General features: G+C 71.5%; 21 protein-coding genes and 1 pseudogene. 12 read left to right on the forward strand and 10 right to left on the reverse strand.

What is annotated here, in order from left to right:
- Positions 1-3 precede the first annotated feature (3 nt).
- From ACYVAK_RS11535 to ACYVAK_RS11550, 4 genes and pseudogenes are all read right to left on the reverse strand, one after another.
- Positions 4-906, reverse strand: a complete 903-nt coding sequence (locus ACYVAK_RS11535; protein WP_461061093.1) for an alpha/beta fold hydrolase — start codon at positions 904-906, stop codon at positions 4-6.
- A 102-nt stretch (positions 907-1,008) separates the two neighbouring features.
- Positions 1,009-2,025: a 3-oxoacyl-ACP synthase III gene (locus tag ACYVAK_RS11540; protein ID WP_461061095.1), complete on the reverse strand. Its 1,017-nt coding sequence runs from the start codon at positions 2,023-2,025 to the stop codon at positions 1,009-1,011.
- 192 nt (positions 2,026-2,217) lie between these two features.
- Positions 2,218-2,538, reverse strand: a pseudogene (locus tag ACYVAK_RS11545) (DUF4156 domain-containing protein); the annotation flags it as partial.
- A 106-nt stretch (positions 2,539-2,644) separates the two neighbouring features.
- The gene (locus ACYVAK_RS11550; protein WP_461061097.1) at positions 2,645-5,512 is read right to left on the reverse strand and encodes a M16 family metallopeptidase; all 2,868 of its coding nucleotides are present in this window, start codon (positions 5,510-5,512) and stop codon (positions 2,645-2,647) included.
- Positions 5,513-5,650: 138 nt separating this feature from the next.
- On the opposite strand from ACYVAK_RS11550, the gene ACYVAK_RS11555 reads away from it, so the two are divergent.
- The 4 genes from ACYVAK_RS11555 (at position 5,651) to ACYVAK_RS11570 (ending at position 8,428) form a co-directional block, all read left to right on the forward strand.
- On the forward strand, positions 5,651-6,379 hold the full coding sequence (locus ACYVAK_RS11555) for an SDR family oxidoreductase (RefSeq protein WP_461061099.1): 729 nt from the start codon (positions 5,651-5,653) through the stop codon (positions 6,377-6,379).
- Positions 6,373-7,179: a hypothetical protein gene (locus ACYVAK_RS11560; RefSeq protein ID WP_461061101.1), complete on the forward strand. Its 807-nt coding sequence runs from the start codon at positions 6,373-6,375 to the stop codon at positions 7,177-7,179. The genes ACYVAK_RS11555 and ACYVAK_RS11560 overlap by 7 nt, the downstream gene beginning before the upstream one ends.
- 52 nt (positions 7,180-7,231) lie before the next feature.
- Complete coding sequence (locus ACYVAK_RS11565) at positions 7,232-7,702, forward strand: tRNA (cytidine(34)-2'-O)-methyltransferase (RefSeq protein ID WP_461061103.1); 471 nt, start codon at positions 7,232-7,234, stop codon at positions 7,700-7,702.
- 192 nt (positions 7,703-7,894) lie between these two features.
- Positions 7,895-8,428 (forward strand): outer membrane beta-barrel protein, encoded by a 534-nt coding sequence (locus ACYVAK_RS11570; protein ID WP_461061105.1) that lies wholly within the window; start codon positions 7,895-7,897, stop codon positions 8,426-8,428.
- Positions 8,429-8,520: 92 nt separating this feature from the next.
- Here ACYVAK_RS11570 and ACYVAK_RS11575 read toward each other — a convergent pair whose 3' ends face one another.
- The 5 genes from ACYVAK_RS11575 to ACYVAK_RS11595 form a co-directional block, all read right to left on the reverse strand.
- A complete protein-coding gene (locus tag ACYVAK_RS11575; RefSeq protein ID WP_461061107.1) occupies positions 8,521-9,549 on the reverse strand; it encodes an NAD(P)H-dependent glycerol-3-phosphate dehydrogenase in 1,029 nt (342 codons plus the stop codon).
- 70 nt (positions 9,550-9,619) lie between these two features.
- Positions 9,620-10,120: a protein-export chaperone SecB gene (secB, locus tag ACYVAK_RS11580; RefSeq protein ID WP_461061109.1), complete on the reverse strand. Its 501-nt coding sequence runs from the start codon at positions 10,118-10,120 to the stop codon at positions 9,620-9,622.
- A 137-nt stretch (positions 10,121-10,257) separates the two neighbouring features.
- Complete coding sequence (locus ACYVAK_RS11585; RefSeq protein WP_461061111.1) at positions 10,258-10,695, reverse strand: rhodanese-like domain-containing protein; 438 nt, start codon at positions 10,693-10,695, stop codon at positions 10,258-10,260.
- Between the two features lie 83 nt (positions 10,696-10,778).
- Complete coding sequence (locus tag ACYVAK_RS11590) at positions 10,779-11,198, reverse strand: hypothetical protein (RefSeq protein WP_461061113.1); 420 nt, start codon at positions 11,196-11,198, stop codon at positions 10,779-10,781.
- Between the two features lie 12 nt (positions 11,199-11,210).
- Positions 11,211-11,696: a YiiD C-terminal domain-containing protein gene (locus tag ACYVAK_RS11595; protein ID WP_461061115.1), complete on the reverse strand. Its 486-nt coding sequence runs from the start codon at positions 11,694-11,696 to the stop codon at positions 11,211-11,213.
- Between ACYVAK_RS11595 and ACYVAK_RS11600 the strand changes: the two genes are divergently transcribed.
- The 8 genes from ACYVAK_RS11600 to pbpC all read left to right on the forward strand — a co-directional run bounded on the left by ACYVAK_RS11600 (position 11,689) and on the right by pbpC (position 25,279).
- Complete coding sequence (locus tag ACYVAK_RS11600) at positions 11,689-12,444, forward strand: uroporphyrinogen-III synthase (RefSeq protein WP_461061117.1); 756 nt, start codon at positions 11,689-11,691, stop codon at positions 12,442-12,444. The genes ACYVAK_RS11595 and ACYVAK_RS11600 overlap by 8 nt on opposite strands.
- Positions 12,445-12,484: 40 nt before the next feature.
- Entirely contained in the window at positions 12,485-13,450 is a 966-nt protein-coding gene (locus tag ACYVAK_RS11605; protein WP_461061119.1) for a uroporphyrinogen-III C-methyltransferase, read from the forward strand.
- Complete coding sequence (locus ACYVAK_RS11610) at positions 13,447-14,703, forward strand: heme biosynthesis HemY N-terminal domain-containing protein (protein ID WP_461061121.1); 1,257 nt, start codon at positions 13,447-13,449, stop codon at positions 14,701-14,703. Before ACYVAK_RS11605 ends, ACYVAK_RS11610 begins: the two co-directional genes overlap by 4 nt.
- Positions 14,704-14,755: 52 nt before the next feature.
- A complete protein-coding gene (arfB, locus tag ACYVAK_RS11615) occupies positions 14,756-15,181 on the forward strand; it encodes an alternative ribosome rescue aminoacyl-tRNA hydrolase ArfB (protein ID WP_461061123.1) in 426 nt (141 codons plus the stop codon).
- Positions 15,178-15,801 carry a 1-acyl-sn-glycerol-3-phosphate acyltransferase gene (locus tag ACYVAK_RS11620; RefSeq protein WP_461061125.1) on the forward strand — a complete coding sequence of 208 codons (624 nt, stop codon included), beginning with the start codon at positions 15,178-15,180 and terminating at the stop codon, positions 15,799-15,801. Before arfB ends, ACYVAK_RS11620 begins: the two co-directional genes overlap by 4 nt.
- Before the next feature lie 80 nt (positions 15,802-15,881).
- On the forward strand, positions 15,882-16,823 hold the full coding sequence (locus ACYVAK_RS11625; RefSeq protein WP_461061127.1) for a pirin family protein: 942 nt from the start codon (positions 15,882-15,884) through the stop codon (positions 16,821-16,823).
- A gap of 136 nt (positions 16,824-16,959) precedes the next feature.
- A complete protein-coding gene (locus ACYVAK_RS11630; RefSeq protein WP_461061129.1) occupies positions 16,960-22,878 on the forward strand; it encodes an alpha-2-macroglobulin family protein in 5,919 nt (1,972 codons plus the stop codon).
- Positions 22,879-22,912: 34 nt separating this feature from the next.
- On the forward strand, positions 22,913-25,279 hold the full coding sequence (gene pbpC, locus ACYVAK_RS11635; RefSeq protein ID WP_461061131.1) for a penicillin-binding protein 1C: 2,367 nt from the start codon (positions 22,913-22,915) through the stop codon (positions 25,277-25,279).
- Positions 25,280-25,282: 3 nt separating this feature from the next.
- Here the strand turns inward: pbpC and ppk2 are convergent, their stop codons facing one another.
- Positions 25,283-26,425: a polyphosphate kinase 2 gene (ppk2, locus tag ACYVAK_RS11640; RefSeq protein WP_461061133.1), complete on the reverse strand. Its 1,143-nt coding sequence runs from the start codon at positions 26,423-26,425 to the stop codon at positions 25,283-25,285.
- Positions 26,426-26,626 lie beyond the last annotated feature (201 nt).

Consider the following 26,626-nt stretch of genomic DNA (forward strand, 5'->3'; position numbering starts at 1 on the left):
GGGTCAGAGCGGGTTCGCGTCGAGGAAGCGGCGGATCGCCGGCACCAGCACCGCGTGCTTGTCTTCCAGCACGTAGTGGTGGGCGTCCTCGAAGGCCATCACTTCGGCCTTGGGCAGCGCGTTGGTGAAGCCCTTCAGGAAGTGATGGTCGAACACGAAGTCCTGCAGGCCCCAGGCGATGAAGGCCGGCCGGTCGGCGTACTCGTGCAGGGTGCGGCCGGCCTCGTCGACGAAGGCCCAGGCCTTGTCGCGCGGCGACAGCGGGATGTCCTGCACGAAGCGCAGGGTGCTGATGCGGTTCTTCCACGAGTCGTAGGGCGCCACGTAGGCGGCGCGCACGGCGGGCGACACCTTGGTCGACACGCACTGGTCGATGGTGCCGGCGGCGAAGGCGTTGAAGCCGCGGATCAGCAGGGCGCCGATGTTGTAGTTGCGGCCGAGCTGCAGCTGCCAGGGCAGCGGCTTCTCCTTCGGCAGCGGGAAGGCGGCGGTGTTGGTGATGACCAGCCGCTTCACCAGCCCGCGGCGCTTCAGCGCCCAGCCGAAGCCGATCATGCCGCCCCAGTCGTGCACGGCCAGCGTGATCGGGCCGGTGATGCCGAGGTGCTCGAGCAGCTTCTCAAGGTCCTCGATGCGCGACTGCAGGGTGTAGCGGTAGTGCTTGTCGTCCGGCTTGTCCGACAGCCCCATGCCGACGTGGTCGGGCACGATGCAGCGGTAGCGGTCGCGCAGGCCCAGCACGAGGTGGCGCCAGTAGAAGCTCCACGACGGGTTGCCGTGCAGCATCAGCACCACTTCGCCATCGCGCGGGCCTTCATCGAGATAGCTCATCGCGATCCCGGCGCCGCGGTCGAAGCGCTGCGGGGTGAAGGGGTAGTCGGGGAGCGTGTCGAGGGGGAGCGGCATCGGGATCCTCAGGTCGTGCGCGGCGGGCGCGATTCCCGCGGGCCGCGTCAATGACGAGGGCCGGTCGCCCGGCCCTCGCGTTGCATCAGGTCGCGGCCGGCCTTACCAGACCACTTCCGCCATCGAGCAGTTCAGGCCCGAGCCGATGCCGAGCAAGGCGATGCGCTTGCCCTTCTTCAGGCGGCCCATCTCCTTGAGCTTGGACAGCACGATCGGCACCGAGGCCGGGCCGATGTTGCCGTGCTCGTGGAAGATCGTGAGGACCTTCTGCGGGTCGATGCCGAAGGTCTTCAGGAAGGCTTCGGTGTGGGCGCGCGAGATCTGGTGGATGACGAACTCGTCCATCTCCTCCACCGCCCAGCCCAGCGCCTGCTTGGCGGCGCCGAAGGTGAGCTGGGCGAGCTTGATGCCTTCGATCAGCAGCATCTTGGTGTCGGTGACCATGCGGTCGAGGTTGCCGCGGCACAGGTGGCTCCACTGCGTGGCCGCGCGGGTCACGCCGCCGCGGTACTGCGGGGCGTCCGGCACCAGTTCGCGACGGGCAAGCACCATGGCGGCGGCACCGCAGCCCAGCGTCAGGCTGGCGAACTCGTTGCGGAACTCGTCGTGGGTGATGCCTTCGCGGTTCAGGCGCTCGATCGTCTTCTGGTAGACGACGTTGGCGTTTTCGGCGTTGACGATCAGGGCGTAGTCGATCTCGCCACGCTCGATCATGCGGCCGGCGATGTCCATGCCGTTGATGAAGGCCAGGCAGGCGTTCGCCACGTCGAAGTTCTGGCAGGTGTCCGGCAGGCCGAGCTGGCCCGAGACGATCGAGGCCACCGAGGGCTCGAGGAAGTCGCGCGAGACCGAGGTGTTGATCAGGATGCCGATCTTCGCCGGGTCGATGCCGGCTTCGGCGATCGCCTTGCGCGCCACGTCGGTGGCGGCGTCGGCGAGCGGCATGTCGGCGTCCCAGAGCCGGCGGGCGTTGATGCCGGCGACGTCGCGCAGCACGTCGGTCTTGATGCCGAGCCGGTCGAGGGTCGGCTTCAGGCGCAGGTTGATCTCGTCGGACGACAGCGTGTGCGGCGCGTCGATGTGAGCGAGACCGGCGATGGAGACGTGCTGGAACAGCATGGGCGGGACCCGGAGTAAACGAACTCCGGAGTTTAGCGCAGGCCCGGCCGCCCCGCTCCGGCAGCCGTATGGACCCCCGGGCCGGGCCCGGGGGCACCCGCTTCAGTTGTCGCGCAGGGGCGTGACTTCGGCCTCATCCTCCGGCAGGGCTTCCACCCGGGTGCCGGTGGTGGCCGGGGCGTTGCCGACGGTGCCGCCGCAGCGGAAGGCCGCCCAGCGCTGTTCGCCGTCCATCGGTTCGCTGACCGGCTGCACGGTGTCCGCGCCGAGGCCCGGGGCCTCGTTGCGGGCCAGCACTTCCAACTCGTCACGCACCCTCAAGTCGTTGCGCTCCAGCGGGCCGAGGCGGTCCTTCACGGAAACGCCGATCTCGCCGCGCTTTTCGCAGGTGAGGGGCTGGCCGGCGGCGACGACGCGGACAGTCTGGCCCCCGGGCTGGATCTGCACGAAGGTGCAGGCCGACAGGCCGGTGGCGAGGGTGGCGACCAGCAGCAGGGCAGGAGTGAAACGCATCGGGGCTCTCCGAGGGGTTCAGGAAGGCGAACGCCCGGATTGTGCCGGGCGTTCGATAAATCGGCGATGAGCCCGACGGGCGCGCCGGGCGCCCACCGGGGCGCGGTCAGCGCGCGGCCGTGGTCTCGCCCGCGGGGTTGCCGTCGGCGTCGATGATGCGCACCTCGCCGAGGTTCAGCGCCCGGACCTCGGCCTCGATCTTCGACAGGTCGCCGACCACCACCCAGGTGAGGGCCTTCGGGTCGAGCGTCTTGGCGGCGGCATTCACGGCCGACGGGTCGAGCGCCTCGATGCGGCCGCGGCGCACCTCCACCCAGTTGTCCGGGCGGTTGTAGCGCACGATGCCGCCGATCTGGCCGAGGACGGCGTTGGCCGTCTCGAACGAGCCGGGCAGGCTGCGGATCTCGGTGGCCTGGATCTTGGCCACTTCCTCCGGCGTGGCCGGCTCGCTGCCGTCGGCGTAGGCGGCGATCTCGCGCTGCATTTCCTTCAGCGCGTCGGCGGTCTTGTCGATCTGCACCGGCGCGAACGCGATCCACGGGCGCTGGCCCTTGGCGCCGGAGCTGAAGCTGTAGGCGCCGTACGCCCAGCTCTTGTCCTCGCGCAGGTTCATGTTGAGGCGCGAGCTGAACTCGCCGCCCAGCACCGAGTTGGCGATGTCGAACTCCACCGAGCCGTCGTCGGTCGTCGACGGCGCGAGCTGGCCGGCGAGGATCGTGGCCTGGATGGCGCCCGGCTGGTCGACCAGGTAGACGCGCGGCGCGGTGGGCAGCGGCACCTCGGCGATCGTCGGCTGCGGCACCGGCGTGGCCGGGGCGCTCCAGTCGCCGAAGTGCTTCTCGAGGATCGGCGTGATCGCCTCGATCGTGGTGTCGCCGACGACGATCAGGGTGGCGTTGTCCGGGCGCACGAAATCGGTGTGGTAGGCCTTCAGGTCGTCGACCGTGAGCGAGGCGATGGAGGCCTCGGTGCCCGAGCCGGAGAACGGAATGGCATAGGGATGGCCGGCCCCGTACATCAGCGGCGGCAGCAGGCGGTTGGCCAGGGCGTTCGGGCGGGCCTTCTCCTGCTTGATACTGGCGAGCCACTGGGCGCGGACGCGCTCGACATCGGCCTCGGCGAAGCGCGGGCGGCGGACCATGTCGGCATACAGCGCGACCGACGCGTCGAGGTTCTCGGTGAGCGCCGAGAGGAAGGCGCTGCTGTCGTCCAGCGCGGCCGAGCTGCCGAGCTGCGCGCCCAGCGATTCGACGCGGTCGCCGAACTGCAGCGCGTCGTAGTCGCCCGCGCCCTCGTCGAGCATGCCCATGGTGAAGCTCGAGGTGCCGAGCTTGCGGCCCTGGTCGGCCGCGAAACCGCCGCCGAACAGCATGTTCATCTGCACGACCGGCAGGCCGGGGCGCTCGGCGACGACCAGTTTGATGCCGTTCGACAGCGTGGCGCGCTGCAGGGCCGGGAAGCTCAGGCCCGGGAAGCTGGCCGGCATCGGCGGGCCGGCGCTGCGGTCGACCGTGCTGGCGACCGTGGTGTACTTCGGATCGACGGCCGGGATCGGCGGCGAGACATAGCCCTCGCGTGCCGTGCTCTCGTCGACGACGAGGGCCGGGCGGTCGCCCGGGGTCACGAGGAGCGTCATGTCGCCTTGTGCCAGCCAGGTCCTGCCGACGGCCTGCACGCTGGCCGGCGTGGTCGCGTCCAGCGTATCGAGGTCGTTCCGGTAGCAGCCCGGGTCGCCGGTGAACACGGTGCACTCGGCCAGCACGTCGGCCTTGCCGCCGAAGCCGCCGATGCGCTCGATGCCGCGGATGAAGCCGGCCTTGAACACCGTGCGGGCCTGGTCGATCTCGGCCGCGGTCGGGCCTTCGGCCAGCAGCTTCGCCATCTCTTCGTTGACGATGGCCTCGACGCGTGCCGGGTCGACGCCCTGCTTGATGTCGACCTGTAGCATGAACATGCCGCTGAGCTGGCTGCCCCACGAGAACGCGCCGACGTTGTCGGCCAGCTTCTCCTCGAACACGAGGCGCTTGTCGAGGCGCGAACTGCGCGAACCGGCCAGCACCTGGGCTAGCAGGCCGAGCTTCTGCGCCTCGGCGGTGCCGAACTGCGGCGTGTTCCAGGTGCGGTACAGGCGCGCCTGCGGCACGCGGTCGCTCATCTCGAAGCGCGTGCTCTCGGTGCGAGCGGCGATGTTGAGTGCCGGCTGCGGCATGGACGGGCCGGCCGGGATGTGGCCAAAGTACTGCTCGGCCTTGGCCTTGGCTGTCTCGACGTCGATGTCGCCGGCCAGCACCAGCACCGCGTTGTTCGGGCCGTACCAGGCCGAGAACCAGCGCTTCACGTCTTCGATGGACGCGGCGTTGAGGTCGGCCATCGAGCCGATCACGCTCCAGCTGTAGGGGTGGCCTTCCGGATAGCCCTTCTCGGCGAGGAAGCTCCACACGCGGCCATAAGGCTGGTTCTCGCCCTGGCGCTTTTCGTTCTGCACCACGCCGCGCTGCTCGTCGAGCAGGTCCTGCGAGATGGCACCGGCGAAATGGCCCATGCGGTCCGATTCCATCCACAGCGCCAGGTCGAGCGCGCTGGTGGGGACGTTCTGGAAGTAGTTGGTGCGATCGTTGTTGGTGGTGCCGTTCTGGTCGGTGGCGCCGACCTGCTCGAAGGGCTCGAAGAACTCCCCCTTCCAGTTCTCCGAACCCTGGAACATCAGGTGCTCGAACAGGTGCGCGAAGCCCGTGCGACCCGGCTCCTCGTCCTTGCTGCCCACGTGGTACCAGACGTTGACCGCGACGATCGGCGCCTTGCGGTCGGTGTGTACCACCACGCGCAGCCCGTTCGGCAGCGTGAAGGTCTCGTACGGGATCTGCACATTGGTCTCGGCCGTCGCGGCGTGGGCGCCGGCGTCGGTGGCGGGCTGGCAGCCGGCCAGCGCGAGCGAAGCCGCGAGGGCGATGGCGAGGGGGCGAAGCAGGGGCATGGTCGAACGTCCACGGTGGATAACCGTCCGAGCGTAACCGCCGCCACGGTCCGTCACCCCTGCCGGATGGCATGGCCTCACGCCATCCTTGGGTTTTCTTGACGCCCGCGCGACCCGCGTGCCGGCCAAGATGCCGACATGACGCTCCAAGCCCTCTCGCCACCTTCCGCCCGCCGGGTCCTCGTGACCGGCGCGTCCCGAGGCCTCGGCCTCGAGTTCGTGCGCCAACTGCTGGCGCGAGGCGATACGGTGGTGGCGGCTTGCCGCCAGCCTGGCGCCGCCGCCGCGCTCCGTTCCCTGGCCGCGGAACAGCCGGACCGCCTTGCGCTGCGGCCTCTGCAACTGACGGACCCGGCGTCGCGGAGCGCGCTCCTCGACGACGTGGCGGCGACGTGGGGGGGCATCGATCTGCTGATCAACAACGCCGGCGTCCTGGCGTCGGGCGAGCGCTTCGGCCAATTGGAGGCCTCGATCTTCCGCGAGGCGTTCGAGACCAACGTCCTGTCGCCCCTGTTGCTCGCCGAAGCGGCCACGCCGCTGCTGGCACGCGGGCGCGCGCCGGCCGTCGCCTGGCTCAGCTCCGTGCTGGGCTCGATCGCGTCGACGCGGCAGTTCCACGCGCCGAGCTACGCGGTCTCGAAGGCGGCCCTGAACATGGCGGTCCGCCTTGCGGCGATCCCGATGGCCGAGCAGGGCATCCGCAGCGTCGCCTTGCATCCGGGGTGGGTGAAGACCGACATGGGCGGCCCGGCCGCACCGCTGGAAGCCGCCGAATCGGTGGCCGGCCTTCTGCGCGTCATCGATGCCCTGCCGACGGACGCGCACGGCGACTTCATCGACTATCGCGGGGAGGCGTTGCCATGGTGAGTCGCCGGCCATGGGGCCGCCGCACCGGTGCCCCGGGCACCCTTGTCCTCGCCATCGCCCTGGCGTCGTTCCCGGTGTCCGCCGCGTACCGCGAGGAGATCGGCCTGGCCGCCGATCTCGAGAGCGGCGAGGCCCTCTACCGCGAGCAGCATCTGCTTCGCGCCGCGCCCGACGGCGGCCCGCTGGAGCGCCTTGTCGTCTACCGCTGCGTTGATGGCACGCCGTTCGCACGCAAGCGCGTCGACTACCGGGGCGCGCCGGCCGCCCCCGCGTTCCAGTTCGAGGACGTGCGCAGTGGCTACCGCGAAGGCGTGTCGCGGACGGGCGATGCGGCCCGTGTCTTCGTCGATCGGCCCGACGCCGACCCCCAGCAGGCCCCGCTGCCCGGCGGCAACCTGGTCGCGGATGCCGGTTTCGACCAGTGGGTGCGTCGTGAGTGGCCGCGCCTCACGGCGGGCGAGAGCGTGCCGATGTCCTTCCTCGTGCCTTCCCGGCTCACGAGCTACGACTTCAAGGTCTACGAGGTCGACGCCGGCGATGCCGATCGCGAAGGCGATCGGCGTTTCCGGCTCCGGCTCGGCGGCCTCCTCGGGTGGTTCGCCCCGCACATCGACGTCGTCTACGCCGAACAGGACCGTCGCTTGCTGCGCTTCGAAGGGTTGTCGAATCTGCGCGATGACGCTGGCGACGATCCCCTGAAAGTGCGCATCGAGTTCCCCGACGCGCCGAAGGCCGTCGACGCCGACGCGTTCGCCCGCCTCGCGGCCGAGCCGCTGCGGGCTTGCCGGGTCGGCGCCTGACAGCGCGGACCCGAGGCGGCGATACTCGCGGCCCCGCGTCCGTCCGAGCGCCATGTTCCACGTCGTCCTGTTCCAGCCCGAGATCCCGCCGAACACCGGCAACGCGATCCGCCTCTGCGCCAACACCGGCGCGACGCTGCATCTGGTGCGGCCGCTGGGGTTCGACGTCGACGACGCGCGCTTGCGGCGCGCCGGGCTCGACTATCGCGAGTTCGCCACGATGCAGGTGCACGACGATCTCGACGCTTGCATCGCCGCGATCGGCCCGTCGCGCTGGTGGGTGGTGGAGACGGGCGAAGCGACACGATTCGATCGCGTCGCCTACCGCGAGGGCGACGTGTTTCTCTTCGGCCGCGAGACCAGCGGGTTGCCCGACGACGTGCTCGCGCGCTTCGATGCCGGCACGCGCATCGCGTTGCCGATGCGCGAAGGCAACCGTTCCTTGAACCTTTCCAACGCCGTGGCCGTCACCGTGTTCGAAGCGTGGCGGCAGTGCGGCTATGCCGGAAGCCAGGAGCCGTAGCCCGGTTGTTGGCGCGCGAAGTCGCGGATTGCGAAACCGCAAGTCCCCGTGGTCAGCGACGCACGAATTCAATGCCGACGCCGCGCTGAATGTTCACTCTTCGTTGGGTTGTCGCTGCGCGTCGCGGCTGTTTCTCTGTAGCCGTCGCCCAGCCCCGGCTTCGCGACACCCCACACAAGAAAGAGAAACGCCATGAAGAAGACCCTGATTGCCCTCGCCCTCGTCGCCATGCTGCCGCTGTCGGCCAATGCCGCCGAGCGCAGCTACACCTACGTGGAAGGTACCTACAACAACATCGACAGCGACATCGATGGCTTCGGCGTGCGCGGCTCGGTCCAGTTCGCCGACACCGGTTTCTACGGCCTCGGCCAGTACCAGAACTTCTCCGAGCGCGGCGCCGACGCCGACTTCTGGGAGCTGGGCTTCGGCTACGCGTTGAACCTGTCGGACAACGTCGACCTGATCGCCGAAGCGGCGCACACCGACTTCGACCTCGTCGATGGCTACCGGCTGTCCGCCGGCGTCCGCGGCAACTTCACCGAGAACTTCGAGTACCTCGGCAAGGTGAACTACCGCAACCTCGACGTGCGCGGCGACAGCGATGATTTCACCTACACGGCTGGCCTGCAGTACAAGTTCAGCCCGACGTGGGGCCTGACCGGCGAAGTCGAGTTCGACGGCGACAACGGCGAGATCTACACCGTCGGCCTGCGCGCCAGCTTCTGATCCTGCGTTTGCGGCGGCGCGAGCGGCGCCGCTCGCGCGAGTCGACGACGACGCCCGGCTTCGGCCGGGCGTCGTCGTCCTCGCGTCAGGCGTCAGCGGTCGCGGAACAGGCTTTCCGGGTATTCCGGCTTCTGCTCGCGGGCCAGCAGTTCCCCGAGCCCCTCGATCGGGGTGATCTCGCCGTGCAGCACGCGCTGCACCTGGTGGCTGATCGGCAGCTCGATGCCGTGGGCCTCGGCTTGGCGCATCACCTCGTCCGCCGTCTGCACCGACTCCACGACCTGGCCGATGGCGGCCACCGCCTCGGCGAGGGTCTGGCCCTTGCCCAGAGCCAGGCCGAGTCGGCGGTTGCGCGAGAGGTCACCGGTGCAGGTGAGCACCAGGTCGCCCACGCCCGCGAGGCCCATCAGCGTTTCCGGCCGAGCGCCGATGGCGGCGCCGAGGCGCAGCATCTCGTTCATGCCGCGGGTGATCAGTCCGGCGCGGGCGTTCAAGCCGAGGCCCATGCCGTCGGCGACGCCGGTGGCCACGGCCAGCACGTTCTTCATGGCGCCACCCAGTTCGGCGCCAAGCATGTCGGTGCCGGTGTAGGCGCGGAAGGACGGGCCGTGAAGCCTCTCGGCCACCGTTTGCGCGAAGTCGGCGTCGTCGGAGTGCGTCGTCACGGCTGTCGGCAGGCCTTGCGCGACTTCCTTGGCGAAGGAGGGGCCGGTCACGACCGCCAGCGGCACGTCGGGCCCCAGCAGCTCGGCGGCGACCTCGTGGAGAAAGCGGCCGGTGCCCGGCTCGAAACCCTTCGTGGCCCAAGCCACGCCGCAGCCCTTGGGGCGCAACGGCGCGAGGCGACGGATGGTTTCGGTGAAGGCGTGGCTCGGCGTCACCACCAGCAGCATCGAGGCCGCACGCACGGCGGCGTCGAAATCGGTGGTGGCGCGGAGGCTGGGCGGCAGCGCCACGCCGGGCAGGTAGCGGGAGTTCTCGTGGCGGACGTTGATGTCGCCGACCTGGGTCGCGTCTCGGCCCCAGATCAGGGTGTCGTGGCCCTGCCGCGCCATCTGCGCGGCGAGGGCGGTGCCCCAGGAGCCGGAGCCCAGCACGGTGACGGGAGTCGTCGCGGTCATGCCGGCGTCCTCATGAAGCGGGGTGATGCACCGCCCGGCCGGGTGGCCGGGCGATCGATCCAGTGGCGGATCAGGCGTTGCCGACGGCCGGGGCCGAAGCCGACTTCAGCTGCTCGGCGCGACGGCGCAGGCTCTCGGCGTAGATCGCCTCGAAGTTGATCGGCTGCAGGTAGAACGGCGGGAAGCCGCCCGCCTGGATCAGGTCCGACGCCATCTGGCGGGCGTACGGGAACAGCACGTTCGGGCAGTAGGTGCCGAGCATGAAGTCGAGGTTGCGCTCGTCGAAGCCGTTGAGGCCGAAGATGCCCGCCTGCTCGAGTTCGACGATGTACACCGTCTTTTCGCCGAGCTTGCAGGTGAGATTGATGCCGAGGACGACCTCGTACACGTCGTCCGCCAGCTTGCCGACCTTCTGGTTCAGGTTCAGGTTCAGGTCCGGATTGCCCTGCTCGTTGAACACCATCGGGGTGCCCGGGGCCTCGAACGAGATGTCCTTGACGTAGATCTTCTGGATCGCGAACTGGGCCTGCTGCTCGGCGCCAGCGGCGCCCTGGGTGTTTTCGTCAGCCACGGGTGGAACTCCGGATCAGGAAAGTGAAAGGGTCAGCGCGCAAGTATCGCATGCGCTGGAAACGGGGGTGGGGGCGACCTCCGGCGGAGGCAAGGGGGGTGAACGCCCCGGCCGCCGCGCGGTCCCTGCCCTGCGGCTCAGCGGCCTTTGCCCACCGGCATTTCGGCCTGGCGCCAGCCGGCGAGGCCGCCGTCCAGCACGCTCACCTTGGTGTAGCCGGCCTTCTTCAGCTTTGCGGCGGCCCCGTGGGCGCTCATGCCGGTGCGGCAGGTGACGATGACCGGGCGGTCCTTGGCTTTCGACAGCTGCTTGTGCTTTTCCGGATCGAGGTCCGCCAGTGGCGCGGAGACCGAACCGGGGATATGCGCCTTGGCGAAGTCGGCCGCCGGCGAGACGTCGACGACCAGCGCGTCCTCGCGGTTCATCAGCAGCGTGGCCTGCGCCGGTGACAGCCCGGCGATGCCGGAGAGGCGGTGCTTCACCTCGGTGACGATCACGGCCACCGTCAGGCCCGCGAAGGCGAGGCTGAGCAGCGGGGTGGATTGGGCGAAGGCGGTGAGCTGGTCCCAGGACATCGGGGCCTCAGGGGAACGGACGGGCCGGCATTATCCGTCGGCCCGGGGCCGGCCACCAGCGCGGCGGCCGCCCGGCCGGGGAGTCAGCGGTCCTGGGCGAGGACCGGCAGGCCCTCGGTCTGCCACCAGCGCTGGGCCTGCTCGTCGTAGCGCCAGATCTCGCGGACGCGCACCACGCGCTCGGCCTGGGTGTGGCGGTTGACCACCCCGAGCTCGACTTCGCGGGCGACGCGGCCGTCCGGCAGCGTGACGCTGGCGACGAGGTTGTAGTTGGTGATCTGCACCTGCTTCAGGCGCTCGAGCTCGAAATCGCTGAGCGGCTTGGCCTCGCGCACCTTCGGGTCGACCATGTCCCAGGCGACCTCGAAGTTGTTCCAGCGGATGGCGCCGGAATAGTCGTAGAGCGTGCGGTCGAGGGCGTCGGGCTTGCTGCCGGCGCCACTGCTGCAGGCGGCCAGCAGGGCGACGAGGAGGGCGAGGGCGATGCGGGGGAGTCGGCTCATGCGGCGAGTATGTCAGCGGGAGGCGACGGCGGCATAACGAGCGCTGAGCGTGGTGACCACCTGGCCGGTGGCATCGCGTACCGACGCCTCCAGCACGATGCCGCCGCGGCCGCGTTGGGCGAGCTTCGCCAGCAGGGCGTCGAGGGCCGCCGCGCCGGGCACCTCGGCCACCGCGACGAGGTCCGAGTACAGCGGCGCGTGGTACGTCAGCGTGCTGTCGGCGACATAGACCTCCGCGTGGATGCCGCGGGCGTGCAGGGCGGATTCCAGCGCGCCCCAGCCGGCCAGGGTCAACAGGCTGGCGAGGCTGCCACCGAAGGCGCAGGCCTTGTCGTTGACGTTGCGCGCCAGCGGGGCTTCCAACACGACGCGTTCGGCGTCGCAGCGGGCCACGCGGACGCCGAGGGCCGCCACCGGGGGCATGGCGTCGAGCAGGGACTGGAGGCGGGAAACGGCGTCGTCGGCCATGGCGCTGTGCGAGAGTTCGGGAATGGACACCGGAACGACAACCACGTTGTGGTCGCTGCGACCGGCGGGCGAGCATGCGGCGCTGCGCCGGGTGGCGCAAGGCGCGGGATTCCGCCTGCGCGTGCTGCCGCTGCAGCGCTTGGTGGCGAACCCCGACGGCGCGCGCCTCGCCGCCGCGCTGGCGGCCCCCGTGCGGCTCTACACCAGTCCGGCGGCGGTGCGTTTTGCGGCCTCGCAAGCGGAGGGGCGCCTGCGTCGTGAGGGCCTTGACCTCGCCGTCGGCAGCGGCACGGCCGCGGCGCTGCGTCGCGTCGGCGTGGCCGGCGCGCGATCGCCCGCGCGGATGGACAGCGAGGGCGTGTTGGCCATGGCCGAGCTGCAGGCGCCCATCGCGCAGGCGGTGGGCATCATCACCGCGCCGGGGGGCCGGGGGGTGCTGATCCCGGCGCTGCGCGAGCGAGGGATCGAGGTGCGCGTCGCCGAGGTGTACCGCCGCACCGCTTTGCGGGGTGGCGCGCGCCACCTCGCGGCGTTCGTCGATGATGCCGGTGCCGTGCTGGTGGCGAGCAGTGCCGAAGCCCTGGGGCTCCTCGAGGCCCGCTTGCCCGATGCGGACTCGGCGGCGGGGCGCGCCCTGCGGACGCGGCCGGTGGTGGTGAGCAGCCCGCGGCTCGCCGCGCTGGCGGCCGGCGCCGGATTCCTCCAGGCGCTTGTCGCCGACGGGCCGACGCCGGCGGCCCTCGTCGCGGCGGCGTCGCGCATCCGGCCATTACAATGAACCTCGCGGCATCGCGCCGTGCCCCCTGATGATGGCTTCGATGGATCGCTCTCTCACCCGTCCGCTGCTGATCGCGATTCCCGTGCTGGTGGCCGGCGCTGCCGTGGCATGGTGGTGGTCGGCGCGCCCCACCCCGGAGATCGCGTCGGACCCGCTGTCGAACGCGGTTCTCGACCAGCGCCTGCTGGCGGTGGAGCAGGCGATCGCGTCCCTGGAGCGCGGTCAGTCCCGCAACGCGCAGCGCCTTGCCGACCTTGAGGCGCGGAGCACGGTGCAGCGCGAGGAGCTTCTGGGCTGGGGGCAGCGAACGGCCCTGCTGGAGGAGAGCGTGCAGCAGGTCGCGGCGGGCCCGCAGGGCGACAGCGGCATCGCACTGCGCCTCGACGAAGTGGATCTGCTGCTGAGCTTCGCCGAAACGCGACTGGCGCTGTCCGGCGACATCGATGGGGCGCGCCGCGCCTACGCCTTCGCCGACGGCTTGCTGTCCGCGCTCACTGCGCCTCAGTACGTCAACCTCCGCCAGTCGCTGGCGCAGGAGCAGGCCGCGCTCGCCGCATTGCCGGCCGATCCGCGGCTGGTGGCGCGCGGCGCCATCGATGCCCTCGAGGCGGCGCTGCCGGCCCTCGAGATGGCCCCGGCCGATGCGGCCCCGGCGGCCCCGGCGTCGACGCTGGACAAGGTGCTGGACGCGCTGGTCGACGTGCGTCCTCGCGGCGCGCAGGACCTGCTGGCGCCTGCCGACCGCCAGCGCGGCCTCGCGGCCCTGCGTCTGGAACTCGGCCTCGCGCGCCTCGCCATCGAACGCCGCGACCGCGAGGGGCTCGCCGCCGCCGCCGAGCGCGCGCGGCAGTGGATGCAGCGCCTGTACGCCGCGAACCCCGCGCTCGAGGCCGAAACCATCCGCCTGGATGCGCTCGCGAAGGCCGACCTCGCCGTCGACGTGCCCGTGCTGGGCAGCACCCTGGCGCAGCTGCGCGCGCAGCGGCGCAACGAGGGCGCTCGATGAAACTGTTCCCCGCGCTGCTCCTCGGTCTGCTGCTCGCCTTGCTGGCGGGCTTCGGCTGGCAGCTGCTGCGCGAGCAGGAAGGCCTGCTCGTGCTGCAGTGGGGCGACACGCTGGTCAGTCTCCGTGCCGAGGTAGCGGCGCTGGCTTGGGGCCTCGCCACGGCCGCCCTGCTCGGGTTCATCGCCCTGGTGCGCTTGCCGTTCCGCGCCGTGCGCAAGTATTCGCAGCGCCTCGCGCGCGAGCGCTTGAGCAATGGCCTGCTGGCCTTGCAGCAGGGACGTCCGGAGCGTGCCGAACACCTTCTCGCCCTTGCCGCGAAGCGCAGCAGCATCGACCGCGTGCCCGCGCTGTTGCACGCCATCGCCGCGGCCCGGGCCGCGGGCTTGGGCGAGCGGGTGCGCGCCCATCGCCTGGCCCTCGCCAAGGCCGACCCGCTGGTGGCGTCGCTCGAGCAGAGCGCCGCGTGGCTTGCGGAGGATCGCGCGCTGGAGGCCCTTGCCAGCCTCGATACCGCCGCTGCCGGCACGACGCTGCCTCCTGCCGGTGTCCTGCTGCGCGCCGAAGCGTTGGCCCGGCTTGGACGCGCCGATGAAGCCCTGCCGATGGTGGCCCGCCTCCGCGGCGAGCGCGGCACCGACGCAGCCGCGTTGTCCGCCTTGGAGACCCGGCTGGCGGAATCGGCCTTGGTCGATGCGCAGGAAGCCGGCACCTTGCTGATCCGCTGGAAGGGGCTGCCGCCGGCCTTGCGCGCGCAGTCGCCAGTGCTCGTGGCGCTTGCGCGTCGTGCGGCGGCACTGCATGTCGAGGCACAAGCGGCGCAGGCCCTCGCCGAGGCCATCGAGGCGCGTTGGGACGAGGGCGTGGTGGCGGCCTTCGGCGCCTTGCCTGGCTTCGCAGGCGACGAGCGCCTCGCCCGGGCCGAAGCCTGGCTCACGGCGCATTCCACATCGCCCGCCCTGCTGTTGGCCTTGGGCCGGCTGTGCCGGGCCAAGGCTTTGCCGGGCAAAGCCGAGACTTATTTCCACCGCGCGATCGCCCAAGGCGCCGGGGCCGAGGCCTGGGAGGCGCTGGGCGACCTGATGGCCGCCGCGAATGATGCGCGGGCGGCCATTGCGTTCGGCAACGCGTTGAAAGTGGCCCGCGCCGAGCCCCCGCAGGCCTTCCCGGGTCGGGGCTTGCGGGAGCGGATCAGTGACGCCGCTGCGGGCGAGGAGCGTGACGAGTTCGGCCATCCGCGGCTGCCGGCGGCTTGATCCGCGGCATGCCAAGCGGAAGCGCCCCCGTGCACGCTTACACTTCGCCGCGATGACGCCACGCCTGCCCCTGACCATCCCCGACAGCGAGCTCGAGGAGCGCTTCGTCCGCAGCTCGGGCCCTGGCGGTCAGAACGTCAACAAGGTCGCCAGTGCGGTGGAGCTGCGTTTCGACGTGCGCGCCTCGGCCACCCTGCCGGAAGCCGTTCGTGATCGCCTGCTGGCGCGGCGCGATCGGCGCCTGACGGAAGAAGGCGTTCTGGTCATCCAGGCCCAGCGGTTCCGTACGCAGGAGCGCAATCGCGAGGACGCCCGCGAGCGCCTGCACGCCTTGATCGAGGCCTGTCGGGTGGCGCCGAAGAAGCGCATCGCGACCAAGCCCACGAAGGGATCGCAGGAGCGCCGGCTCGGCAGCAAGCGCGAGCGCGCGCAGGTGAAGCGCGAACGCGCCTCGCGGCGCTGGGAGCGCGAGCCGTGAGTGCCACGGACGTCCGCGCGCGGTCGGGGGGCGCGTTGGTGCCGGCGTTGCCCCCGATGGCGCCGCGGGGCGGCGGCGCACCGCTGTGGCGCCACGTCGCAACGTGGGTCCTGCGGGCAGGAGGCTGGCGCATCGAGGGCGAATGGCCCGACGAGCCGCGTCTGGTCATCATCGCCGCCCCGCACTCGTCCGCGTGGGATGCGGTGTGGGGATTTGCCATGCTGCTGGCGATGGATCTCGGCGTCGTGTTCATGGCCAAGAAGGAAATCTTCGTCGGCCCGCTGGCGTGGTACTTGCGACGCATGGGCGGCCTCGCCGTCGATCGCGCCGCGCCGGGCGGCGTCGTCGACCAAGTGGCAACGCGGATCCGCGACTCGGATCGCATGTGGTTCGTGCTGGCACCCGAAGGCACGCGACGGCGCGTCGACAAGTGGAAGACCGGCTTCTGGAAGATCGCCCGCGCCGCCGACGTCCCGGTGCTCTGCGCCGCGTTCGACTACCCGAACCGCTGCGTTCGCATCGGCCCGCTGGTGCGCTGCAGCGACGACGTCGACGCCGACATGGCGGCGATCCGCGACTGGTACCGGCCGTTCATGGGGAAGAATCGCGGCACGGTCTAGTGGCGGCTGTTGCGTCCGCGCAATGGCGCGTTCCGGCCCGCCGCTTGAGGCCCGGCGATGGCGCGCCGAGCATCCTCGGCATGAACGCCATCCCCGCCGCTTCCGCGCCCGTGCTGCACGCGCCCCGCCACGTCCTTCGTCTGACCACCGGCCTGCCGACCTCGGACGGCGCCGGGGTCAAGCTCACGCGCCTGATCGGCACGCCGCAGCAGCCGCCCGTCGATCCCTTCCTGATGCTCGACGCTTTCGGCACCGAGCGGCCGCAGGACTACATCGCCGGCTTCCCGCCGCACCCGCACCGCGGCTTCGAGACCGTCACCTACATGCTCAAGGGACGCATGCGCCACCGCGACAACAAGGGCGGCGAAGGCCTGCTGGTGCCGGGCAGCGTGCAGTGGATGACCGCGGGGCGCGGCATCGTGCATTCCGAGATGCCCGAGCAGGTGGAAGGCGAGATGCGCGGCTTCCAGCTGTGGGTGAACCTGCCGGCCAAGGACAAGATGCGCGCGCCGCGCTACCAGGACATTGGTCCCGAGCACCTGCCGGTGGTGCAGCTCGATGCGAGCGGCACGGTGCTGGTGCAGGGCACGGGCCTTGAAGCGCCCTTGCTCGATGCCCCCGGCGCGGTCGCGGCAGTGAAGGTCATCGCCGGCGCGGTGGCCGGGGTGGCTGGTCCGGTGCAGGCGGAGGCGACGCAGCCGCTGTTCGCCGACGTGCTGCTGGCCCCGAACGCCACGCTGGCGCTGCCCGCCACGCTCGGCCACCAGGGTTTCGTCCACGTGTTCGGCGGGGCGCTGCGCCTCGCCGCCAGCGGTGGCGACACCGACGTGCGCATCGGACAGCTGGCCGTGCTTTCGGACGGCGACCACGTCGTGCTGCGGGCGGGCGCGGACGGGGCGCGCCTGATCGTCGTCGCCGGCCGGCCGCTGCGCGAGCCGGTGGCCTGGCACGGCCCCTTCGTGATGAACACCGCCGACGAGATCCGCGAGGCGATCGCCGACTTCCAGGCCGGGCGGTTCTGAGGCGCCGCGGGCGCCTGCCCGCGTTTCGCCACCGGCGGCCCGCGTCTGCCCATCGTCGCCCCGGGGCTCGGGTGGCGGCTCGTTATGATGCGGTGAACGCGCGGCACCCCGCCGCGCCCCCCGCGCGAGCCCCCCCATGAGCGTCAAGGACGAACGGCCCCCCTCTTCGTGGTCCACCCGCGTGTTCGGCGCGTGGCAGCCGCCGGTTTGGATGGGGCAATCCCTCGCGTGGTTGCGGGCAAGGCCGGGCCCCCGCGTGGGCGTGCCGCTGGCGGTGCTGGCTCTCGCCGTGGTGGCGACGTGGTGGTCCACCCGCGAGGTGCCGCCGCCGCCGGACGCGATCACGGCCGCCATCGAGGCGCCGGGTGCCACCGATTACATGGCAACGCCGATCAGCATCGTTCCGCTGCGCCTGCGATTCAGCGCGCCGGTGGCGACGCTCGACGCGGTGGGCGGGGAGGACGGCGCGGCGAAGGCCGTCGAAGGTCTCATGCTGACGCCGGCGCTGGCCGGCCGCTGGGCCTTCGAGGATGAGTCGACCCTCGTGTTCACGCCGGCCGAGGATTGGCCGGTGGGGCAGGGCTACGAGGTCGCGGTGGACGCGCGGAAGGCGCTGGCGCCCGGCCGCGTGCTGGCCGAAACGCGCTTCGCCTTCGAGACCGCGGCGTTCACCGCCGGCATCGACCGCGCCGAGTTCTACCAGGACCCGGAGAACGCCGGCCTGAAGCGCGCCGTCTGGGCGTTCACATTCTCGCATCCGGTGGATGCCGACGCCCTGCGTTCGCGACTGTCCACGAAGGCCGTCGATGGGGCCGGCCGTCCGCTCGCCGCGCCGCCCATCGAGGTGCGCTTCGACGAGCCCGGCCTCAAGGCTTGGGTGCAGACCGCGCCGCTCACGGTGCCGGAAAACGGTGGTCGCGTGACCCTCACCCTCGCCGAGGGCGCGAAGAGCCGTCTTGACGGGCCGGGCCGCGCCGGCGAGGCCACGTCCAGCGTGGCGTTGCCCTCGCTGTACTCGGTGGCGCTCGACAGCGTCGAGGCCGCGGTGGTCGACGATGCCAACGGCGAGCCCAAGCAGCTCGTCGTGCTGTCGTTCAACGACACGCTGAGGGATCGCGAGATCGCCTCGCAGGTGAAGCTGTGGCTGCTTCCGGAGCGTTTCGTACCCAGCCCGCAGCGCCGCGCCGATCCGGCGAGCACCTCCCAGCGGGCGGTCCCCTACCCATGGTCGGCTGGCGAGGTCGATGCCGCCACCTTGAACGCCGCCACGCCGCTGCCATTCGAGCTGCTGCCCGGCGAGCGCGAGTGGGTGGCGACGCACACGCTGCGCTTCGACGCCCCGCCGGGACGCCGGCTCTGGCTGGAGGTGCCGAAGGGCCTGAAGAGCTTCGGCGGCTTCCTGCTCGGCCAGCCGCAGCGCCGCCTGCTCGCGGTGCCCGAGTACCCCAAGCTGTTGCGCTTCGTCGGCGAGGGGGCGCTGCTGTCGCTGCGCGGCGAGCGCCGCGTGAGCCTCGTGGCGCGCAACACGCCCGACGTGCGCCTCGAGATCGGCCGCGTGCTGCCCGAGCAGCTGCAGGTGCTGGTCGCCACCAATTCCGGCGACCTGCAGAACCCGTCGCTGTGGCGCGTGGACGAGGACATGCTCGTCGAGCGCTTCGAGGAGACGCTGTCGATCCCGACCGACGACCCGGCGAAGGCGAACTACCGCGGCGTCGATCTTGGCACCTACTTCAATGCGAACGAGCGCGGCGTGTTCCTGCTGTCGCTGCGCTCGATGCGTGCCGACGAGGCCGCGCTGACCACGCGCGAGCGCCTCGATCGCAACGCCGGCCAGCAGACCGATTCCCGCCTCGTCGTGCTCACCGACCTCGGCGTGCTGGCCAAGACCGAGCTGGACGGGCGCCGCAAGGTGTTCGTGCAGAGCCTGTCGGCGGGCACGCCGGTGGCCGGCGCGCGGGTGGCGGTGGTGGGCCGCAACGGCCAGGTGGTGGTCGCGGCCAACACCGACGGTGACGGCGTGGCCACGCTGCCGGCCTTCGATGCCTTCGTGCGCGAACGCACCCCCGTGCTGTTGCAGGTGACGCGCGGCGAGGACATGAGCTTCCTGCCGCTGGGCGACTGGGCGCGTCGCCTCGACACCTCGCGCTTCGACGTCGGCGGTGAGATCAACCACGTCGATCCGGGGGCTTTGAAGGCCGTTCTTTTCTCCGACCGCGGGCTGTACCGCCCCGGCGAAACCGTGCATCTCGGGCTGATCCTGCGCGCGCAGGACTGGGCGAAGACGCCGGTGGGCGCGCCGCTGGAGCTCGACATCCTCGATCCCACGGGCAACCTCGCGCGCCGCGAGACGATCCGCTTCGGTGCCGCCGGCTTCGAGGGCTTCGACTTCACGCCGGGCGAGAGCGCGCCCTCCGGCACGTGGATGGCGCAGCTCTACCTCAAGGGCCGCAACACCTACGACCGCCGCCTCGTCGGCAGTACGACGGTGCAGGTGCGCGAGTTCCAGCCCGACACGCTGCGGGTCAAGACGACGCTGTCGACACCGCCACAGCGCGGCTGGGTGCGGCCGGACGAGTTGAAGGCCGTCGTCGAGGTCGAGAATCTGTTCGGCACGGCGGCGCAGGACCGTCGCGTCACCGCGCAGCTGCGGCTGACGCCGAGCGTCCCGGCCTTCGAGCAGCACCCGGGTTTCCGCTTCAGCGACCCGCAGCAGGCCCGCGAGGGCGTGCAGCAGGGTCTCGAAGACGCACGCACCGATGCGGAAGGCCGCGCCGAGATCGCGCTGGGCCTCGAGCAGTACGAGCGCGCCAGCTACCGCCTCGATCTTCTGGTGCGTGCCTACGAGCCCGGCAGTGGCCGCGGCGTGGCCTCGACGCTGCGCGCGCTGGTCTCCGACCAGCCCTACCTCGTCGGCATCAAGGCCGCCGATTCGCTCGGCTACGTGAATCGCGGTTCGCGCGCCTCGGCCGAGGTGCTGGTGATCGGTCCGGACGGCGCGCCGTTGGCCGTTGATGGCCTGCAGGCCGTGCGCATCGAGAAGCGCATGGTCTCGGTGCTGACGCGCGGCGACGACGGCTTGTTCCGCTTCGTCTCCCGCGAACGTCGCGAGGAGAAATCCCGCGCGGCGCTGGCCTCGAAGGCCAGTGCGCAGGCGCTGGCGCTCGACACCGCGACGCCGGGCGACTTCCTCCTCGAGATCCAGGACGCGCAGGGCCGCGTGCTGAACTCGCAGGCTTGGACCGTGGTGGGCGACGCCAACCTCTCGCGCTCGCTGGAGCGCAACGCCGAGCTGCAGCTGAGCCTGTCGAAGCCGAGCTATGCGGCGGGCGAGGAGATCGAGGTCTCGATCCGCGGCCCGTACTCAGGTGCCGGCCTGATCACCATCGAGCGCGACACCGTCGTGGCGCAGCGCTGGTTCAAGGCCGACACCACGAGCACCGTGCAGCGCATCCGCGTGCCGGAAGGCCTCGAGGGCAATGCCTACGTGTCGGTGACCTTGCTGCGCGATCCGGCGAGCGAGGAGATCCACCTCAGCCCGCTCTCGTGGGGCGTGGTGCCGTTCGCCATCGATCGCACGCCGCGGCAGTTGCCGCTGACGATGGGCGCGCCGGCGCGTTCGCGTCCCGGCCAGCCGCTCGCCATCGACATCGATGCCGGCGGTCCGGCCCGCGTGGCCGTGTTCGCGGTGGACGAAGGCATCCTGCAGGTGGCGGGCTATCGCGTCGACGACCCGCTCGATGCGTTCTTCGCCAAGCGCATGCACCAGGTGGACAGCGCGCAGATCCTCGACCTGCTGCTGCCGGAGTTCGCGCGCTTCGCCGACGGCGCCGCCCCCGGCGGTGACGGCGAGGGCGCCGGTGCGCGCCATCTGAACCCGTTCAAGCGCAAGGGCGAGAAGCCCGCCGTGTGGTGGTCGGGCGTCGTCGACATCGAGGGCGCCAAGCGCTTCGAGTTCACGCCGCCGGACCACTTCAACGGCGAGCTGCGCCTCGTGGCCGTGGCGGTGACGCCGGAGCGCGTGGGTTTCCGCGAAGGCAAGGCGACGATCCGCGGTGATTTCGTGCTGACGCCGACCCTGCCGACGCACGTGGCCCCGGGCGATGAGTTCGTCGTTCCCGTCGGCATCGCCAACACCATCGAAGGCGCCACGCAGCCCGCCAACGTGGCGCTGCAGCTCACGCTGCCGCCCTCGCTCGCCCTGGTCGGCGCGGCGCCCGCGCCGGTCATGTTGAAGCCGGGCGACGAGACCGTGGTGAACGTGCGGCTGAAGGCCTCGCAGGCGCTCGGTGCCGTGCCGATCACCCTGCGGGCGAGCAGCGGGCGATTCGCCGCGCAGCGTCGCCTCGAAGTGTCGGTGCGGCCGCTGCAGCCCTCGCTCACCACCGTGTCGGTGCAGCAGGCCTCGCGCAACACCGCGATCACCGACTTGCGCGCGATGTTCGACGAGCGTTCGACCCGCCGACTCGCCGCCTCGAGTTCGCCGCTGGTCGCGCTGACCGGCCTGCAGGCGTGGCTCGGCGACTACCGCTACAGCTGCACCGAGCAGTTGGCCAGCCAGGCCCTGCCGGGCCTCGTGCTGCGCTCGCACCCGGCGTTTGGTCGGACGCGCGGCGACGGCGACCTCTCCGGCCTGTTCAACACGCTGCGCGCGCGGCAGAACGGCGATGGCGGTTTCGGCACCTGGACCTCGACGCCGGACGTCGATCCGCTGGTGTCGGCCTACGCGATGCTGGTGCTGGTGGAAGCGCGCGAGCGCGGCGAGCGCGTGCCGGGCGACCTGCTCGATCGCGCCAACCAGTGGCTGGCGCAGGCGGCGACCGATGCGAGCCGTAACGACCTCGCTGGCCTTCGTGCCCGGGCGCTGGCGGTCTACCTGCAGGTGCGTCAGGGCGAGTCGGCCGGCAACGCGCTGGCGGCGCTCGTCGAGCAGTTGGAGCGCGACCAGCCCAAGGCCTGGCGCGAGGACCTCGCCGGCCTGCTGGTGGCTGCGAGCTACAGCGGCCTGCAGCAGACCGCGGCGGCCGCGCCGCTGGCGCGCCGCCATCGCGAGATCGCCAACGAGACGCCGAAGCCGTGGTCGCAGCTCAATGCCGGGGAGCGCGATGCGCTCTACGCGCGCTGGGCCTACGGCGACTACTACGACCCCTTCGGCGCGCAGGCCTGGCGCCTGTACCTGTTGGGCAAGCACTTCCCCGACCAGCGTCGCCCGCTGAGTGCCGAAGCCACGACCCGCCTGTTGGCCTCGGTGAACGAGCAGGGCCTCAACAGCCTGAACAGCGCGCTGGCCGTGCTCGCCCTGGATGCCGTGGGCGGCGAAACCGCCGCGCCGGTGCGCTTCGAGCAGGAATGGCGCGGTGGCAAGGCCGCGTTCGGCGAATCGAAGGACGGCGTGCTGGCCGGGCCGTTCCGCGCCGACGCGACGCGGCTGATGGTGATGCCGGAGCCCGGAAAGACCGTGTGGGTCGCGCGCACCGAAGCGGGTTTCGACCGCACGCCGCCGGCGGCCGTGCAGGACCGAGGCCTTGAAGTGCAGCGCGACTTCCTCGACGAGGCCGGCAAGCCGACCACGACGGTGGAACAGGGCAAGGCGCTCACGGTGCGACTGCGCGTCCGCGGTTCGGGGTGGGACAACGTGGCCCTCCTCGATCTGCTGCCGGGCGGCTTCGAAGCGGTGCTGACGCCACCATCGCCTGCCGAGGGCGGCAGCGACCCGGCCGAGGCCGGTCAGCGCGATGCCGACGGTGACGGCTACGACGACGAGAGCGGCGAGTTGATCGAGGGTGATGCCGCACCGGGCGCCGCCCAGCCGGCGGCGCCGGTGCTGGCCCTGCCGGAGTCGACCTTCCGTCCGGTGCACGAGGAGATCCGCGAGGACCGCCTCGTGCTCTACGGCAGCGTGTCGAACACGATGCAGGAGTTCCGCTATCGCATCCGCGCCACGACCACCGGTACGTTCCAGGTGCCGCCGATCTTTGCCGAGCACATGTACCGCAACGGCGTGATCGCGCGCGGCGGCCCCGCCGGAACGCTCACCGTCACCGAGCCGGCGCGCTGAGCGCCGGTTCGCCATCTGCACCGCGCGCGTGCCCATGCGTCTGCCGCACGCGCTGAGGTGGGGGTTGGGGGTCGCGGCGCTGCTGGCCGCGATGTTGCTGGTGGTGCGTCTGTGGCCGAAGCCGCCGCTGTCGGCCGGCGTGCCGGTCTCGACCGCGGTGCTCGATGCCGACGGCCGCCTGCTGCGCCTCACGCTGGCCGCCGACGAGCGCTACCGGCAGTGGCTGCCGCTGGAGGCGATCTCGCCAACGCTGGTGGAGGCCGTGCTGCTGCACGAAGACCGCCACTACCGCTGGCATCCCGGCGTCAATCCGGTGGCGCTGCTGCGCGCGGCGGGCAGCACCTATTCCGGCGGGCCGCGCATCGGCGGCTCGACGATCACCATGCAGCTCGCCCGCCTGCGTTGGCGGCTGGAAACGCGCGAGGTGCCCGGCAAGCTGGTGCAGATCGCCCGCGCGCTGCAGCTCGAGGCGATGTACTCGAAGGACGAGCTGCTCGAGGCCTACCTCAACCTCGCGCCCTACGGCGGCAACGTCGAGGGCGTGGGCGCGGCTTCGCGCATCTACTTCGACAAGGCCGCTGCCGAACTCTCGTTGCCGGAAGCGCTGGCGCTCGCGGTGATGCCGCAGGCCCCGAACCCGCGGGGGCGCTTCGTCGTCGATGCGCGCGGCGTCACCACGCTCGGCCCCGGCCTGCAGGCCGCGCGGCAGCGGCTGTACGCCCGCTGGGTCGACGCCTACGGCGCCGATACGGGCACGGACGTCGCCACCGACATGGCCGCGCGCATGGCCCTGCCGCTGCGCCTGCGCCCGGCACGCGCGTTGCCGTTCGCCGCCCCGCACTACGTCGACCGCGTGCTGGCCGCGCAGCAGCGCCAGGGACCGCGCCCGCCCGAGATCGCCACGCCGCTCGACCGCCGCCTGCAGCGGCTGGTCGAACGCCGCGTGCGCGCGCATCTGCAGCGCGAGGCCTCGCGAGGGCTCGACAACGCCGCCGTGCTCATCGTCGACACGCGCGACATGGGCGTCGTCGCGCTGATGGGGTCGGCCGACTGGCACAACGCCGCCATCGGCGGGCAGGTCAATGGAACGGCCGCCTTGCGCTCTCCCGGCTCGACGCTGAAGCCCTTCCTCTACGCGCTCGCCATCGATCAGGGCCAGCTGCATCCGGCCACCGTGCTGCGCGACGTCCCGAGTGCCTATGGCGCCTACACGCCGGAGAACTACGACGGCCGCTTCCAGGGGCCGGTCACCGCCACCGAGGCGCTGAACCGCAGCCGCAACATCCCCGCGGTCACCGTTGCCTCGCGGCTGCGCTCACCCGACCTCTTCGACCTGCTGCGCGAGGCCGGCGTGCCGAAGCTGCGCACCCGCGAGCACTACGGCCTGGCCCTGGTGCTCGGCGGCGGGGAAGTGCGCGCGGAGGATCTCGCGCGGCTGTACGCGATGCTCGGCGGCGAGGGCCGGCTGCGCCCGCTGCGATTCCGCGCGGCGGACGAGCGCAGCGAGGGCACGGCGATGCTGAGCCCCGAAGCGGCCTTCATGACGCTCGACATGCTGCGCCGAAATCCGCGGCCGGGAGGCGCGACCGCCAGTGACCTCGGGCGCTGGCCGGTGGCGTGGAAGACCGGCACCAGCTGGGGCTTCCGCGACGCCTGGACGGCGGGCGTGGTCGGGCCCTACGCCGTGGTGGTGTGGATGGGGCATTTCGACGGCCGAGCGAACCCGGCGCTGATCGGCGTGGAGGCCGCCGCGCCGCTGTTCTTCTCGATCGCCGACGCGATGCGCGCCGAAGGCTTCGACGTGACGCCGCAGCGCACCGCGGCCTCGCGGATGAAGCGCGTGAGCGTGTGCCTCGCCAGCGGCGACCTGCCGAACGCGTGGTGCCCGCAGCGCGGCGAGACCTGGTTCATCCCCGGCGTGTCGCCGATCCGCGTGAGCACCGTGCATCGACCGGTTCAGCTCGACCGGGCCACCGGCCAGGTGGCCTGCGGGCCGTTCGATCCGGCGACGATGCGGCGCGAAGTCTACGAGTTCTGGCCGAGCGACCTCGCTCGCGTGTTCGCCCAAGCGGGCCTGCCGCGGCGGAAGCCGCCGCCGGGCGCGGATTGCGCGGGCGCGGCCGAATGGCTGGGCAGTGCCCCGCAGATCACCCAGCCCTATCGCGCCACGCGCTACCGCCTGCATTTCGACGGCCGGGAACAGCCCGGCATTCCCTTGGCCGCGACCACCGATGCCGATGCGCGCACCGTGTTCTGGTTCGCCGATGGCGCCTTCATCGGCGAATCGGCCAGCGGCCGCGCCATCGCGTGGACGCCGCGCCGCGCCGGCCGCGTGCTGCTGCGCGCCGTCGACGAGCACGGCCGTGGCGACGAGCGCGAGGTGGTGGTGGAGGCGGAGTAGGGCTTACGCCCCCTGCGCGGTCTGCTCGCCCTGTTCGTAGACGACGTGAGCGCGGCCCACGATCAGCGGGTCGAGCTTGCCGATCGCCGCGGCGTCCTTGTTCGTGTACGGCAGCTTGTGCAGCACATAGCGCATGGCGTTGAGCCGCGCGCGCTTCTTGCAGTCGCTCTTGATGACCGTCCATGGGGAATCGGCGGTGTCCGTGCCGAAGAACATCGCTTCCTTCGCGCGGGTGTAGTCGTCCCACTTGTCGAGCGAGGCCTTGTCGATGGGCGAGAGCTTCCACTGCTTCAGTGGATGCGCTTCGCGCTCCCTGAAGCGGCGGCGCTGCTCCTTGCGGCTGACGCTGAACCAGAACTTCACGAGGTGGACGCCGCTGCGCACGAGGTGGCGTTCGAACTCCGGGGCCTGGCGCATGAACTCGGTGTACTCGGCCTCGCTGCAGAACCCCATGACGCGTTCGACGCCGGCGCGGTTGTACCAGCTGCGGTCGAACAGCACGATCTCGCCGCGCGTCGGCAGGTGCTCCACGTAGCGCTGGAAGTACCACTGGCCCTGTTCGGTCGGCGTCGGCTTCTCCAGCGCGACGACGCGCGCACCGCGCGGATTGAGGTGCTCCATGAAGCGCTTGATCGCGCCGCCCTTGCCGGCCGCGTCGCGGCCCTCGAACAGGATCACCACGCGCTGGCCGGTGTCCTTCACCCAGGCCTGCAGCTTCAGCAACTCGACCTGCAGCTTGAACTTCTGTTTCTCATAGGGCGCCCGCCGCAGCAGGTTGAGGTAGGGGTAGCCGCCCTCGCGCCAGTCCGGGGCCAGGACGTCGTCCGGGTCGGGGCGGTCCGGCGGCGGCGGTGCCGGGGCGAGCAGGGCGGAGCGGAGCACGCGGGCATCCTCCGGGTCGGCGCCTTCAATCAGGGTGCGCAGGGCCCGGGCCCGGTCGCTGACCGCGTCGGGGTGCCCGGGGTGCAGCAGACCTTCCGCGGCGGCGACCACGCCACTCTGGGCGGCGATGGTGCGCACCGCGGCGACGCGTTCGCCGATGGCCTCGGGTTTGAGCGTCGGCGTCACGTCGCCGCGGCGACTGGGGCGGACTTCGGTGGCCACGCGGCGCGACGAGGGCGGGCGGCGGCGGGACGGGGTGCTCATCGTGGGGGCTCCTCCGGGGGCCCGAAGCGGCCCCCACCTGCCCACTGTGCGGCGGCCGATCCGGCCTGCCTTTGAGCCCGGTCAAAGCCGTCGACCGGCCCGTGTCGGGGGGATGTCGGGTCGCTGGCGGGCCCGTGTCGTCACGCCCGGCGGGCTCGGGCAGCATGATTCCGGGCACCACCCACCGGACCCCGAGGAGGA

The sequence above is a fragment of the Silanimonas algicola genome (assembly GCF_054777375.1).